Here is a 13,417-nt window from a genome sequence, read left to right on the forward strand (position 1 = left end):
TTGAAAATGCGCTTATATCAAGCTTTTAAAGAACTACTACTTCATTTATGAAGACAAGTAGTTCTTATGCAAGCGCTGAAGCGCTTGTATTCCATTTTACAGTAGCTGTGCCGGGCTGGGTTCATACGACGAAATTTTATTAGAAAAATTAGATTGCTGTCCCACTCCCTTTTGTATTGTATATAAAGTGCAAACAAAACCGTTAACTTAGTATGATGGAATCAAATATAGGCTTTAAAATTATGTTTAATTTCATTGTAATCATAAACTAAATTATACAAGCGCATACGAATATGATCCTCGGTAGTGTAAGGTATGCGTAAATGGTCGTTTTGTTCTATAAATTTATGAAATTCACGTTCTAATTGTTTACGCTGTGGTATCTTCATATTAATCCATTCTTCTTTATCAAATAATGATTCAAATCGAAAATCAAAGCTTGTTTTACCGATTGTTTCACGTAACTTAGCTAAGCGTTCTTCAAAATTCATGAGCCATCCTCCTTTAAGCATCGAACATGTTGCTACTTATATTTATTATACACACTTACTTTATAACGAAATAAGTAATCTGACAAGATAACCAAAATTCAATTATTTATTTATCCTTACAACTGCATGATACAATGTGGAAATATAAAGAAGCAATTACATATATTAAAAAGAGAGGAAGTTATAAATGGTTGAATTGAAAAATAAAGTTGCAATTGTTACAGGTGCAAGTAGTGGAATTGGTGCAAGCATTGCGCAAGTACTTTCAAGTCATGGAGTGAAAGTGGTGTTGTCAGGACGTAATGAATCACGTTTAAACGATACTGCCCAACGTATTCAAACAGCAGACAATGCAGACGTTGAGACATTAGTAGTGGATATTACAGACAAAAAAGATGTTGAGCGTTTAGTCCAAACTGCAAAAGACAAATTTGGCCGTATAGATATATTAATAAATAGTGCTGGCCAAATGCTGTCTTCAGCAATTACAGACGGTGATGTAGAAGCGTGGGATGCAATGATTGATGTGAATGTTAAAGGAACACTTTATGGCATAAATGCAGTGTTACCAACGTTTTTAGGTCAATCAAGTGGTCATATTATAAATATAGCTTCTATCTCTGGATTTGAAGTAACGAAAAAAAGTACATTATATAGTGCGTCAAAAGCAGCTGTACATGCGATAACACAAGGTTTAGAAAAAGAATTGGCTAAGACAGGCGTTAGGACGACAAGTATTTCACCGGGAATGGTTGATACGCCTTTAAGTGGAGAAACGGACTGGGGAGAACGTAAGAAATTAGACCCTGAAGATATTGCAGAAGCAGCTATATATGCATTACAACAACCGAGCCATGTCAATGTGAACGAAGTAACTGTACGACCAGTATAGAATAATATAATGCAGACCCCTAACTTCAAGTAGCGCTAGGGGTCTATGATGATACTTGTAGCGATAGACTGAAAGGCGTGATTAAATGAACTTTAGATATTTAAGTGAAGCTGATGTATCACAGTATCGATTACTAAGACTCAATTCACTCCAGACAGACCCTAATGGCTTTGCTTCTACTTATGCTAGTGAGATTGAATTTCCGATTGAGAAATTCAAAGTGAGGTTAGAAAATACAGCTACTCATTTTACTGTAGGGGCTTTTGATGAAGCAACACTGGTTTGTATTGCGACGTTTTATAGCGAGACTTTAGAAAAAATAAAGCATAAAGGTAATTTAGTTTCAGTATATTGTCACCCACAATATAGACGTCAAGGTATAGCTGAGCAACTGATTCAACAAATCATTGATTATGTGGTTGAACAAAACACAGTAAAAACAATCAATTTATGCGTGCTTAGTGAAAATAAACGTGCAATTAATTTATATGAAAAGTTAGGATTTAAGCGTTATGGAACTGAGCCGAAAGCACTATACGATGGAACTGTTTACTATGATGAAGAATTAATGTGTTTAGAACTTTAAGCTGATTTTAAACTTTGTGATTAGTAAGGCAGCAGTGGGAGAAAATGATGGAACAGTATACAAAAACAGAATTACAACAAAGTAGGGAACAAATACGCTCGCTTTTAACAAAATGTCAAAAATCGCTAACGCAATTAGAACAAAAAGGAAATCCAAATAGTCGAACGACATTATTAAAAAATAGAATTCAAGCATTAGAAATTGCTTTAACATTGATAGATGAACAATTATAATTGCATAAATTACCTAATAAACGCCTCGTACATGAATGATTATGTGCAAGGCGTATTTTTAAGGACTCTAATAAACAACCTAATTATAACCATTCAATAATCTCAATTCGATTGCCGAATGGATCATAAATATAAAAACGATCGGCACCTTCAAGTTCGTCCCCATATATAATTTCAATTGCTTTAGATTCAAGTAATTTTCTTACGTCAGTAGCGTTATGAACGAGAAAAGCAGGGTGTGCTTTTTTAGCTGGTGAGAAGTCATTTTCAACACCAACATGTAATTGTTGATGACCGACTTGAAACCACACGCCACCCTTTAAAGCTAAGTTAGCAGGTTTTGTAATTTCTTTGAATCCAAGTGTGTCGGAATAAAATGCGCGAGCTTCTGATTCACGATTGGCTGGGGCAGCAACTTGTACATGATCAATTCCTAAAAAGTAATTTTCCATTTCAGTCATCTCCTTAATATAATTTTAGAATATCAAAAGATAATTAAAAGAACAGTATTTTTATTTAGCTTATTAAATATAGTATATATTTATTTCTTGTAAAAGTATAATTAAATTGCAATTGATAATCAATTTCAATTATAATAAGGGTAGTATATAATGGGAGAGGTTATCAATTTGAAAAAAATACTATGCTTAATATTATGTTTTATAATGTTTTTAGCGGCATGTGGTAGTGGCAATGAATCTAATAAATCAGATGCAAAAGATGATAAGGGGACGAAATCTTATACTACAGAGGATGGTAGTAAAGTTAAAATACCTAAAGATCCGAAGAGAGTCCTAGTTTTAACAGCAAATTACGGGAACTTAAAAAAATTAGGTGTTAAACCTGTTGGCATTACGAATGTATATCCAGACTCTAAATATTTAGACATGGGGAAAGTTAAGAAAATTGATCCAGAAAATGTAGAAGCTGCTGCTAAATTGAAACCAGATTTGATTATTACATATAAAGAAAATAAAAATAATAAAAAATTATCTAAAATAGCGCCAACAGTACCTATAAAAGTACAAAATATGGACTATAAAGATACTCATATTGAAATTGGTAAGTTAGTAAACAAAGAAAGCAAAGCTAAGAAACAAGCCAATGAACTATCTGAAAAGTTAGCAAAAGATGGTGAAGAAATTAAAAAAGCCATTGGGGAAGATAAAACTTTTTCAATTATGGATATTCAAGCAAAAGATATTTATCAATTTGGACCTAGGTTTGGACGAGGCAGTGAAGCAATTTACGAAGGGTTTAAACTAAAAGAAGATCCTGAAGCTAAAGAAGCGATGCCAAAAGAAAAATTCATGAAAGTACCTAAAGAAAAATTCAATGACTATTCAGGCGATTATTTACTTTTACCAACAAAAGATGGTGGGAAACTGAACAATGAATTTGTTAAGTCGAACATATGGCATAATAACGAAGCTGTACAAAATGACAATGTGATTTATTATTCAATGGATGAAGCCATTTATGCTGATTTGATCTCAGTAGAAAAACAAGCAGAATTTTTCAAAAAAGAACTTTTGAAAAACAAATAAAATATAAAGTGAAAGAGAGCGGAAATATGAAATCAAATTTTGATTTCTGTACCGCTCTCTTTTTTATGATTTAAAATCGAATGGTAGCAATCAACTTGCTACGTTATCAAAATTAAATAGGATTCACGTCGAAGTAAAGTAAGTGTTGTTTTTACCAATTGTCTATATCATTACGTTCGCCTTTGAAGTTATTTGAGGTCTGATGACGTTGTGCTAATACAGCTTCGACGTCTTCAAATTTAATATTTAAAGCATGTAATAATACGAATAGATGGTACATTAAATCTGCAGTTTCATTTGTCACTTCATGACGATCAGACTTCATCGCGCCAATAACAACTTCAAACGATTCCTCACCAAATTTTTTGGTAATTTTTTCAAGACCTTCATTTAACAAATATTGTGTATATGAGTTCTCTTTATTGGATTGTGCACTTGAAGTTACAGTTTGTTCTAATTGTTGGATATTAAAAGGAACGTCGGTATTAAAGCAACTTTGGCTCCCAGTATGGCAAGTTGGACCATTTGGCACAACATCGATGAGTAGTGTATCTTGATCGCAGTCTAAATGAATATTTTTAACTACTTGCGTGTGTCCAGAAGATTCGCCTTTGGTCCACAAACGTTCTTTAGAGCGAGAATAGAAACAAACAATGCCATCTGCTAAAGTTTTGTTATATGCTGCTTCGTTCATATAGCCAAGCATGAGCACTTGTTTTGTATCAACATCTTGCAAAATTGCTGGTAAGAGTCCTTTACTAAAATCAGGTTGTTGTGTCATCTAATGGGAATACCTCCTTGTGCCATCGTTTGTTTTATTTCATCTACAGTGGTTTCTTTATCGTGTAATATACTTGCCGCAAGACCTGCAGAGACATCTGTTTGTTTAAATAAATCAACAAAGTGATCTGGTTTTCCGCCACCACCTGAAGCAATGACAGGAATATTTACAAGTTGTTCAATGTCATGTAAATGTTTCACATCAAAGCCTTGTTTCATACCATCGTGTGTCATGCTTGTGATGAGTAGTTCACCTGCGCCTAATGCTTCTACTTCTTGGACCCAATCATATACACGCTTATCAGTACGTTGTTTACCACCGTGAGTATAACAATAATAGTCGTTCAGTTCGTCATCATAATTGCTATCAATAGCGATACAAATGCACTGACTTCCAAACTTTTCACTCGCTTGTTTAATGAACTCTGGATTTTTAAGTGCGCTTGAATTCAGTGAAACTTTGTCTGCACCATGATTAAGTAATTGTGAGATATCATCTAAAGTAGCGATCCCGCCGCCAACCGTAAGTGGAATAAATAATTTTTCGGCAGTTTCCTCAATGACATCAAGTACAAGATCATGACCTGCTTCAGTTCGAGAAATATCTAAAAAGACAAGCTCATCTGCACCTTGGTCATTGTAATAAAGTGCATAGTCTACTGGATTGCCAATATCTCGTAACCCTTTAAATTGAACCCCTTTAACTACGCGACCATCTTTTACATCTAAACAGGGGATAATTCTCTTTTTAATCATGATAATCCCTCCCAAAAATCAGCATTGTGCGCTGCTTTACCGACGATTGCAGCATAGACGCCTAGTGATTCTAACTGTGTTAAGTCTTGTTGGTTTCGTATACCACCTGAAGCGACAATTTGTTTGTCAGATGCTTCAACTAATTGTCCTGTTATTTCAAAGTTAGGTCCTTCAAGTCGACCATCTTTAGAAATGTCTGTATAAATAATGCCACCAAGTGGAAAGTGTTCGATTTTGTTAACTAAATCAAATAGATCTAGTTGAGCGTCTTGTTCCCAACCATTGATTTTTACATCACGACGATAAGCATCAACAGAAATGTATATACGATTTGGATACTGATTTGCCATTTGTTCTAACCATGCTAAATCTTGAATCCCTTTCGTACCAACAATACAATAATCAATACCGTCATTGAAATATGCTTCTATTGTGTCGATGCTTCTAATACCACCACCAACTTCCATTGGTTTGTCAGTAAGTTGTCTTAACTCTTTTATATAATTTCTTTCAATAGATGATTGCTGTTTTGCGCCGATTAAATCGACAATGTGAATACGATCAACACACTTAAACTGGTTATAAAATTTGATGCTTTCTTCAGCGCTACGTGGCATTTTTTCTTCTGAATCATATTTACCTTCAGTTAGTCGCACACTTGTAGCATTGATTAAATCAATTGCTGGCCAGAGTTTAATCATAATAAGAAACCGCCTTTCAATGCTTGGTTGAGTATTGCTAATCCATCGGCTCCACTTTTTTCTGGATGAAATTGAATGCCGATATAGTGTTTATATTGAACAATTGCTGGAATGGGATCACCGTATTCAGCGAAAGCTACAACATGTTCAGACATTTCAGCTTGATATGAATGTACGAAGTATACATCTTGTGCCAATTGAGGGTGGTTGCTAATTAAATTATTCCAGCCTAAATGTGGCACAGGATAGGGTGTTTGAATCGGAACAATATTTCCTGGGAAAAGTTTTAAACCTTCAACATTTCCTTCTGCACTCCAATCGTATAAGAGTTGCATGCCAAGACAGATGCCTATAATTGGTTTATCTGTAATTGACTGTAACACTGTTGCTAAACCACGTGTTTGAATCGCTTGCATTGCATCTTTAAAATGACCAACACCAGGTAATATGATCATATCTGCAGCTTCTATTTCATTTTGATCATCTGTCAGTATCGTTTCATAGCCCAAATGTTCCACCGCACGTTGTACATTTTTAATATTTCCTAGACCGTAGTCTATGATAGCAATCATTCAATCACACCCTTAGAAGAGGGTATGCCTTCTGAATCGTTACCTGCTAAAGCTTCTTTTAGTGCACGTGCGAATGATTTGAATATGCCTTCGATTTCGTGGTGTGTATTACCGCCACGTAATAAATCAATATGTGTTGTTAATCGTGCGTTAATCACTAATGCACGAAAGAATTCATCTACAAGTTCCGTATCAAAAGTACCTACTTTTTCTTTACTTAATTGTGCATTAAATGATAAATATGGGCGACCACTGATATCTACAACTGAGCGCGCAAGTGTTTCATCCATAGGAATATAGCTTACACCATAGCGTTGAAAGCTTTTGCGTTCTTTAACTAATTCTAATAATAATTGACCAAGCACAATACCAATGTCTTCAGTTACATGGTGATCATCGACTTCCGTATCACCGTTTGCTTCTATTATAATTGACAATTTGCTGTGGAAAGTAAAGAGGGTGAGCATATGATCTAGAAACCCCACACCAGTATCAATCTTACTTAAACGCTGATCGTCTGCGAGAGAAATACTTAGTTGGGTTTCAGCGGTGTTACGTGTTTTTTGATAAACCATATTGAGACCTCCAGTTTTTAATGATTGCGATTAATTCATCTAATTGTTCATCTGTAGCTATAGAATAACGAACATAATCAGCCATTTCGTTTTCGTCATAGACTCTGGGTAGAAAACCGTGCGCTTTAATAAATGCGCCTAAACTTTGTGCTGCAGTTCCCTTTGTTAAAACAAAGTTAGTCGAGGAAGGAAATACGACCATGATATCTGATACTAAATCATCAAACATATTGCGTAATTTCATAGCAAGTTGTCTTTGATGATTTATAAAATTGTTAAGCATTTCTGTATGTTCAAACATATATAAAGCAATATGCAATGTAATTGTATTTAATGGATAAGGGTGCTCAATCCTTTTAATTTCTTGAATTGTTTCGGGCGTACTAATCAGCATGCCTAATCTTAATCCAGCGATGCCAAAGGCTTTTGAAAGTGTACGCATTTGTAAAATGTGCGGCTGCATCTCTATTTGATAAGTATTACCAAAATCTAAATAGGCCTCATCTATGATGAAATAGCCGCCTAATGTTTCCATCTTATCCCCAATTGCTTTTAAGAACGTCTGGCTATATTGCTTGCCTGACGGATTGTGTGGATTACTCATGATAAAGAACGCGGGTTGAACTGCATCTATACGTTGTAAAATATGCTCTAAATCGAATGATAAATCTGGCTCAGCATTCACAAATTCAATTGGACGATCGACTTGATAGGCATAGGCTTGATACATGAAAAAATCTGGATTCAATGTGAGTACTGGACCTTCTGGCATAATCAGCATTAACTTTTGAATTAATTCATCAGAACCATTACCTGCAATAATTTGTTTAGCTGAAAGGTTATAATAATTTGCATAAGCTGTTTTAAAGCGCTCATATTCGTCATCTGGATAGAAATTAAATGGTGCTTTTTGAATAATTGTTGCCAATTGTGAATCGGATAATGGACGAAGTGGACTTTCATTTTTGTTAATTCTAATCATCACGTGGCTCCTTTGGTGATCTAATTTCTATAGATTGTTCATGGTTATAAAGTTGTTCAATATGAGCAAGCTTGCGTGCAGAGCCTTCAATTTTCTCAAAAGTAGATTCAGATAGATCAATCACAGAATGACGTGTTAAAAAGTCATTGACGGATAAACCATTGGTAAATCTCGCAGTTTGATTGGTCGGTAATACATGACTTGGACCCGCTACATAATCACCTATAACTTCTGGAGAATAATGTCCTAAGAATAGTGCGCCTACATAACGCACGTGATTTAGGTAATCACGTGGTGAAGCTGTTTGAATTGATGCGTGTTCTGGCGCGATTTGATTCATTAAATCACATGCTTCATTAAAATTATCTACTGAAATTAAAAAATGATTGTTTGCTAGGCTTGCTTGAACGATAGGTTGACGTTCAATTTGGCTTAAAGTTTGTTGAATGCGTTGTTCGAGTTGTTGTAATAAGTCTTTATTTTCACTAATCACAAACGTTCTCGCAAGTTCATCATGTTCTGCTTGAGCAAATACATCGTAAGTTACAGCATCTAAATCAGCCGTCTCATCTATAATTAGGGCTATTTCGCTTGGACCAGCAATTTGATCGATACCTACTTGACCAAAAAGATATTTTTTGGCGTAGGCAACATACTGATTGCCTGGACCTACAATTTTATCTACTTTAGGTATTGTTTCTGTACCATAAGCAAGCGCTGCGATGCTTTGTGCGCCACCGACCTGGAATACCCTATCGACACCTGCAATATAGCAAGCTGCTAAAACAATATCAGGTAATCCTTGAGTTTGTGGAGGTGTGACAACAAAAATATTTTTAACGCCAGCTACTTTAGCTAATGTAACAGTCATTAACACAGTAGACGGATAGCTTGCTTTACCACCGGGTACGTATACACCGACACGTTCTAATGGATGATACATTTCATAACATTCATTAGAACCTTGTTGTTCCGTGGATTTAATAGATGTTTGATAAGCTTTGATACGTGAGTGACTTTGTTGAAGTGCGTCACGTAATGCATCGTCAATGCGACTATAAGCCGCTTCTAAAGTTTCATAAGGAATTTCAAGTTCTGATGTCTCCACATGATCAAGTTGTTGGTTATAAGCTTTTAAAGCTTGATCACCTTGAAGTTTTACATTGTCACAAATATCCTTAACTAGAGGATATAATGCTTCATTTAATGCGGATTGATTTAAATAGTTCTCTAAAAATGTAGCTTTATTTATAATCAATGAGAGACACCTCCAATGTTTGTATAAAATCATCTATCTCGGTTGAATTTTTAAAATAAGATTGCTTATTTGTAATTAATTTAGCATTAATGTTTTTAATTGTATCTTTTTCAACTAACCCATTTGATTTTAAAGTTGTACCTGTTTGAACGATATCTACAATGCCATCAACCATATCGACTAAACATGCTAACTCGATAGAACCAGATAGTTTTACTAATTCTACGTCTAATCCTTGGGCTTCAAAATATTTTCTGGCCGTTTTAGTATAAGATGTAGCTACCTTCGTAAAAGTTGTTGTATCGGGTTTCGCCGCTAATGCAAAGTGGCAAGCACCAAAAGGCAAATCAAGTAAATTATTGATTGTGTAATTACCTTCTTCTAGGATGTCACTACCTACGATGCCTACATCTGCAACGCCCTGTTCCACATAAATAGGTACATCGCTTCCTTTAACTAAAACAAATTGGATTTCTCCTACAGAGATGAGTAACTGACGCTCTCTCTGTTCCAATGCGCGTACAAGTTCTTGTTCATCTACTTCATTCAAATAAGCAATGAAACTTTTTAGTAATCTTCCTTTTGCTAAAGCTACAGTAAGCATGATGTTCTCTCCTTTTTAATTAAAGTATAAACCCAAGTCCAAAGCCTTCTAACTCACCTTTGTAAAAACCACCTGTAAGTTGTTGTGCTTTATTATTTTTAAGATGACATCTCATAAAAGCACCTTTGTAATAAGAACGTGGTGGTTGTGGAGTGATATCTAAGTGAATATCAGTTATGTGTTGAGATTTAAACCACTGTTCCCATCGAAGTAATGCTTGTATTGTACGATGATCATGTGGGAATAACTGACTTAATAAATCAAGTTGTTCTGTTGTCTTAGTAGTAAGTAATTGAACTACCGGGTGCGCTATACCTAATTGAGATGTAAGTTCTGAAATATTGCGTTCCTGTATGAGTTTCAATACCTCTTTGGTTTGTTCTTTAGGAGATAGAAGTAAATCTATCAGTTGATAATGACCTAAAATCACAAAATCAATATCATCATTTAAAGTTGTTTTGATATAGTCATAAAAAGTGATGAAGTCATTTTGCATATCTGTAATGGTTGGATTGTAATGTTCGATACCTAATTGAGTATAGACTTCATTATCACGAACAATAGGGCCGGTGTACGCGACACTTTGATATTGTGGTGGATAATTACTGTAATAACGTAATAATTGATCGGTAAAATCATTGCGTAATGCAAAGATATGATGGTCATGTTGCCAGAAACTGCGCTCAGTCATTTGCTGTAAATCGTCTGTAGTCAGTGTTTGCCACGACAGTGATTCGATAAAACTGAAATCTACAAGTTTGAATCCAGCTTGTTCAAAATGTTTTAAAAACGCTAATTCAAATTCTTTGTTATTAATAAGTGTTGCTGTATTCATAATATGACCATCCTTTGTCTTTTTACTTTGTCACTCTACCGAACTAAAGTGGATTGATAAAGAATACTTTAACATAGTTATTTTTTAAATTCAATAAATATTCTGAAAATAGATATTTGATTTAAATGAGATAACTAAAATTTTCTTATTAAAAAATGGGAGGAAATGATTAAAAAGGAGCGGGAATATGATGAAATCAAACTTTGATTTCATATTCCCGCTTCCAATTATCTAACTAAATAGTGATCATCTATTTTAAATTAAACTCTGACCATAGGCGATGTATTTCATCATTTCTTCTTTTGGTACCATGTTTCCACCTGTAGCCCACACGATGTGGTTGGCATTTTCTATATGAATCCCTTTGTTTTTAGCGTGTTTTGTAGCTTCAGCAATGCCAGCAAAACCTGAAGCGGCAGATGGTTCGATAAAGATATCTTCTTTTTCACTTAACATATATAAGTAGCGATACATTTGCTTATCCTCAACTGTAAATGCGCCATATAAAAGTGTATTCATGATTTGACCGACTAAGCGGGAAGGGCGTGACACAGCAAGTCCATCGGCATCGGTACGTCCGTCTAACCCAATATCAGTCACTGAAATTTCATCGTGCAATTGCGTCATCATGCCAAGTAACATACAAGGTGCATGGGTTGGTTCGGCAAAAATACAATAAACGTGTTCACCAAAGACTTTTTTCAATCCAAAAGCAACACCACCAGGTCCGCCACCAACGCCACACGGTAAATAGACAAAAAGAGGGTGGTCAGCATCTACTTGAATATTTTGACGCTCTAATTGTGTTCTTAGGCGTAATGCAGCTACAGTATAACCTAAAAATAAATCAGCAGAACCTTCATCATCAACAAAATGACAAGATGCATCATGTTCTGCACTTTTTCTACCCTCAGCAACAGCAAATTGGTAATCAGATTGATGTTCCACGACTTCTACACCACGCGCACGTAGTAAGTCTTTTTTCCATTGACGGGCATCACTAGACATGTGTACAGTAACACTGAAACCAAGTTTGGCACTCATGATACCTATACTTAAACCTAAGTTGCCAGTTGAGCCAACAGAAACATTATATTTACTGAACAATTCTTTATAATGTGGTTCATCTAGAATACGATAATCATCTGTCCATTTGAGACCACCATGTTCCATTGCTATCGTTTCAGCCAGCTTAAGGACTTCATAAATACCACCTCGAGCTTTGATAGAACCTGAGATAGCAAGATGGCTATCGCATTTAAGCCATAACTTCCCGTTAGCTCCATATTGTTCCGTTTGAGAAAGGTGGTTGTGCATAAAGGGTATGGGCTTTAATGGTGATTCAATTAAACCATGATCTTTCTCTGTTTCAGGAAATACTTTGCGTATATAATTACTAAATCGTTCGAGACGTAATGCTGCGTCCTCCATATCTTCTATTGAAAATGGCAGTGTTTCAACTTGACGAAATTTGGGATTTTCCCAAAAAATAGGTTTATATTGTTGCATATCATTAATTAAAGGGAAATTTTGTTTTAATTTTTCTAATTCTAGCATAAAAATCCTCCTATAATACGAAATCTTTCATTTATTAATTATAGCAAAAATAGTGTGTTAAAATGCGAATGATACGAATGATATCATTTGATGCGTCGTTTTTAAAAAATATCAAATCAATTATCAACTAGAGCGTAAATAGGAGCGATAACAATGAAAGTGTTTATATTTGGTGCGAATTGTTATTTAGGTAGTCAATTAATTAAGAAATTACAAAAGCATCATGAAGTTTATACAAATAACAATATTGCGCATTTGAATAGTGGTTTTATGGCAACAAATGTATTCCAAACTTATGAATTGCAACGTACTTTAAAACAAATGCATCATATTATATATATAACGAATAAAGCAGCGCTTCCCAATGCATATTTACAAGGGCATTCGCATAGTATGCATGTGTGGGCTATTGAAAATATATTACAGACCTTACCTTCATATAGTGACAAGAAGATTCACATATTAAACGTGGAAAAAAAGTATAATAATCATTTTAAAAATTTATTTGATTCGCAAAACGTCAAAGTAATCGATATGTCAGCATCTAAAGTTATAAACAAAATAGGTAAATGCTCGAGACCTATGCAAAATAAATATAAAAAAGTCTATTCATTTCAACATATGTTACTTACAAAAGAAATCAATGCAATACAACTTGTTGGTATGTATGAACAATATTTAAAAGAATGTAGTTTAGGATGGATTAGAATTAAGCAAACAGAGCAACGTTTTGAAATTAGCTTGAAGTTTCTTCCATATCCATTAATAAAAATGGAAAAAGCATACAGCTCACCAACCAATTTCATTTTAAAAGTAACAGGCGGTTTACTAGTAAGTGCAAAAGGAGAAAAAAATGGGATGCTCGAATTTAGAACGTCAGCATCGAGTTATAGATGTGTGATTGGTTTGAACCATTATGAACCCGCATTGCCTTGGCTAGTATATTTATTATCACAAGCTCCGATACACAAGTGGGTGATGTCTAAACTTTATAATTATGTGTGGAAGCACTATTAATATATAATGGCTAGCGCTATTGTATGGCAAA

17 protein-coding genes are annotated in these 13,417 nt (G+C 34.7%); 5 read left to right on the plus strand and 12 right to left on the minus strand.

Going from position 1 to position 13,417, the window contains the following annotated elements; translation table 11 throughout:
• Positions 1 to 221: 221 nt before the first annotated feature.
• Complete coding sequence (locus ACP3TL_RS14210; RefSeq protein ID WP_069817078.1) at positions 222 to 491, minus strand: DUF1413 domain-containing protein; 270 nt, start codon at positions 489 to 491, stop codon at positions 222 to 224.
• 187 nt (positions 492 to 678) lie between these two features.
• Between ACP3TL_RS14210 and ACP3TL_RS14215 the strand changes: the two genes are divergently transcribed.
• The 3 genes from ACP3TL_RS14215 to ACP3TL_RS14225 all read left to right on the plus strand — a co-directional run bounded on the left by ACP3TL_RS14215 (position 679) and on the right by ACP3TL_RS14225 (position 2,202).
• Complete coding sequence (locus ACP3TL_RS14215) at positions 679 to 1,383, plus strand: SDR family oxidoreductase (protein WP_069832719.1); 705 nt, start codon at positions 679 to 681, stop codon at positions 1,381 to 1,383.
• A gap of 85 nt (positions 1,384 to 1,468) precedes the next feature.
• Positions 1,469 to 1,969: a GNAT family N-acetyltransferase gene (locus ACP3TL_RS14220; protein WP_069832718.1), complete on the plus strand. Its 501-nt coding sequence runs from the start codon at positions 1,469 to 1,471 to the stop codon at positions 1,967 to 1,969.
• Between the two features lie 47 nt (positions 1,970 to 2,016).
• Positions 2,017 to 2,202 (plus strand): hypothetical protein, encoded by a 186-nt coding sequence (locus ACP3TL_RS14225; RefSeq protein ID WP_176721522.1) that lies wholly within the window; start codon positions 2,017 to 2,019, stop codon positions 2,200 to 2,202.
• An 83-nt stretch (positions 2,203 to 2,285) separates the two neighbouring features.
• Here the strand turns inward: ACP3TL_RS14225 and ACP3TL_RS14230 are convergent, their stop codons facing one another.
• A complete protein-coding gene (locus ACP3TL_RS14230; protein ID WP_277575641.1) occupies positions 2,286 to 2,654 on the minus strand; it encodes a VOC family protein in 369 nt (122 codons plus the stop codon).
• 177 nt (positions 2,655 to 2,831) lie between these two features.
• Between ACP3TL_RS14230 and ACP3TL_RS14235 the strand changes: the two genes are divergently transcribed.
• The gene (locus ACP3TL_RS14235; RefSeq protein WP_426433217.1) at positions 2,832 to 3,749 is read left to right on the plus strand and encodes an ABC transporter substrate-binding protein; all 918 of its coding nucleotides are present in this window, start codon (positions 2,832 to 2,834) and stop codon (positions 3,747 to 3,749) included.
• A gap of 151 nt (positions 3,750 to 3,900) precedes the next feature.
• On the opposite strand, the gene hisIE is transcribed toward ACP3TL_RS14235, so the two are convergent.
• The 10 genes from hisIE to dsdA all read right to left on the minus strand — a co-directional run bounded on the left by hisIE (position 3,901) and on the right by dsdA (position 12,369).
• Positions 3,901 to 4,530: a bifunctional phosphoribosyl-AMP cyclohydrolase/phosphoribosyl-ATP diphosphatase HisIE gene (gene hisIE, locus ACP3TL_RS14240; RefSeq protein ID WP_069817068.1), complete on the minus strand. Its 630-nt coding sequence runs from the start codon at positions 4,528 to 4,530 to the stop codon at positions 3,901 to 3,903.
• On the minus strand, positions 4,527 to 5,285 hold the full coding sequence (gene hisF, locus ACP3TL_RS14245; RefSeq protein ID WP_069832715.1) for an imidazole glycerol phosphate synthase subunit HisF: 759 nt from the start codon (positions 5,283 to 5,285) through the stop codon (positions 4,527 to 4,529). The genes hisIE and hisF overlap by 4 nt, the downstream gene beginning before the upstream one ends.
• Complete coding sequence (gene hisA, locus ACP3TL_RS14250; protein ID WP_069832714.1) at positions 5,282 to 5,986, minus strand: 1-(5-phosphoribosyl)-5-((5-phosphoribosylamino)methylideneamino)imidazole-4-carboxamide isomerase; 705 nt, start codon at positions 5,984 to 5,986, stop codon at positions 5,282 to 5,284. Before hisA ends, hisF begins: the two co-directional genes overlap by 4 nt.
• Entirely contained in the window at positions 5,983 to 6,558 is a 576-nt protein-coding gene (gene hisH / locus ACP3TL_RS14255) for an imidazole glycerol phosphate synthase subunit HisH (protein WP_069817062.1), read from the minus strand. The genes hisA and hisH overlap by 4 nt, the downstream gene beginning before the upstream one ends.
• Positions 6,555 to 7,133, minus strand: a complete 579-nt coding sequence (gene hisB, locus ACP3TL_RS14260; protein ID WP_277575640.1) for an imidazoleglycerol-phosphate dehydratase HisB — start codon at positions 7,131 to 7,133, stop codon at positions 6,555 to 6,557. The genes hisH and hisB overlap by 4 nt, the downstream gene beginning before the upstream one ends.
• Positions 7,111 to 8,115 (minus strand): pyridoxal phosphate-dependent aminotransferase, encoded by a 1,005-nt coding sequence (locus tag ACP3TL_RS14265; RefSeq protein WP_069832712.1) that lies wholly within the window; start codon positions 8,113 to 8,115, stop codon positions 7,111 to 7,113. Before ACP3TL_RS14265 ends, hisB begins: the two co-directional genes overlap by 23 nt.
• Entirely contained in the window at positions 8,108 to 9,370 is a 1,263-nt protein-coding gene (gene hisD / locus ACP3TL_RS14270; protein ID WP_370736937.1) for a histidinol dehydrogenase, read from the minus strand. Before hisD ends, ACP3TL_RS14265 begins: the two co-directional genes overlap by 8 nt.
• Positions 9,360 to 9,977: an ATP phosphoribosyltransferase gene (gene hisG, locus ACP3TL_RS14275; protein ID WP_069832710.1), complete on the minus strand. Its 618-nt coding sequence runs from the start codon at positions 9,975 to 9,977 to the stop codon at positions 9,360 to 9,362. The genes hisD and hisG overlap by 11 nt, the downstream gene beginning before the upstream one ends.
• A 19-nt stretch (positions 9,978 to 9,996) precedes the next feature.
• Positions 9,997 to 10,812 carry an ATP phosphoribosyltransferase regulatory subunit gene (locus ACP3TL_RS14280; RefSeq protein WP_069832709.1) on the minus strand — a complete coding sequence of 272 codons (816 nt, stop codon included), beginning with the start codon at positions 10,810 to 10,812 and terminating at the stop codon, positions 9,997 to 9,999.
• 255 nt (positions 10,813 to 11,067) lie between these two features.
• Positions 11,068 to 12,369, minus strand: coding sequence for a D-serine ammonia-lyase (gene dsdA / locus ACP3TL_RS14285; protein ID WP_069832708.1), 1,302 nt, complete (start codon positions 12,367 to 12,369; stop codon positions 11,068 to 11,070).
• 153 nt (positions 12,370 to 12,522) lie between these two features.
• Between dsdA and ACP3TL_RS14290 the strand changes: the two genes are divergently transcribed.
• A complete protein-coding gene (locus tag ACP3TL_RS14290; RefSeq protein ID WP_069832707.1) occupies positions 12,523 to 13,386 on the plus strand; it encodes a hypothetical protein in 864 nt (287 codons plus the stop codon).
• The last annotated feature ends 31 nt before the right edge of the window (positions 13,387 to 13,417 follow it).

It is taken from the genome of Staphylococcus caseorum (assembly GCF_049943195.1).
Lineage (GTDB): Bacteria > Bacillota > Bacilli > Staphylococcales > Staphylococcaceae > Staphylococcus > Staphylococcus equorum_A.

Coding starts and splice junctions, on each gene's coding strand:
- ACP3TL_RS14230 (WP_277575641.1), bottom strand. CDS start 2,654: ATGGAAAATTACTTTTTAGGAATTGATCATGTACAAGTTGCTGCCCCA.
- ACP3TL_RS14290 (WP_069832707.1), top strand. CDS start 12,523: ATGAAAGTGTTTATATTTGGTGCGAATTGTTATTTAGGTAGTCAATTA.
- dsdA (WP_069832708.1), bottom strand. CDS start 12,369: ATGCTAGAATTAGAAAAATTAAAACAAAATTTCCCTTTAATTAATGAT.
- ACP3TL_RS14210 (WP_069817078.1), bottom strand. CDS start 491: ATGAATTTTGAAGAACGCTTAGCTAAGTTACGTGAAACAATCGGTAAA.
- hisF (WP_069832715.1), bottom strand. CDS start 5,285: ATGATTAAAAAGAGAATTATCCCCTGTTTAGATGTAAAAGATGGTCGC.
- ACP3TL_RS14280 (WP_069832709.1), bottom strand. CDS start 10,812: ATGAATACAGCAACACTTATTAATAACAAAGAATTTGAATTAGCGTTT.
- ACP3TL_RS14225 (WP_176721522.1), top strand. CDS start 2,017: ATGGAACAGTATACAAAAACAGAATTACAACAAAGTAGGGAACAAATA.
- hisB (WP_277575640.1), bottom strand. CDS start 7,133: ATGGTTTATCAAAAAACACGTAACACCGCTGAAACCCAACTAAGTATT.
- ACP3TL_RS14215 (WP_069832719.1), top strand. CDS start 679: ATGGTTGAATTGAAAAATAAAGTTGCAATTGTTACAGGTGCAAGTAGT.
- ACP3TL_RS14265 (WP_069832712.1), bottom strand. CDS start 8,115: ATGATTAGAATTAACAAAAATGAAAGTCCACTTCGTCCATTATCCGAT.
- ACP3TL_RS14220 (WP_069832718.1), top strand. CDS start 1,469: ATGAACTTTAGATATTTAAGTGAAGCTGATGTATCACAGTATCGATTA.
- hisA (WP_069832714.1), bottom strand. CDS start 5,986: ATGATTAAACTCTGGCCAGCAATTGATTTAATCAATGCTACAAGTGTG.
- hisIE (WP_069817068.1), bottom strand. CDS start 4,530: ATGACACAACAACCTGATTTTAGTAAAGGACTCTTACCAGCAATTTTG.
- hisG (WP_069832710.1), bottom strand. CDS start 9,977: ATGCTTACTGTAGCTTTAGCAAAAGGAAGATTACTAAAAAGTTTCATT.
- hisH (WP_069817062.1), bottom strand. CDS start 6,558: ATGATTGCTATCATAGACTACGGTCTAGGAAATATTAAAAATGTACAA.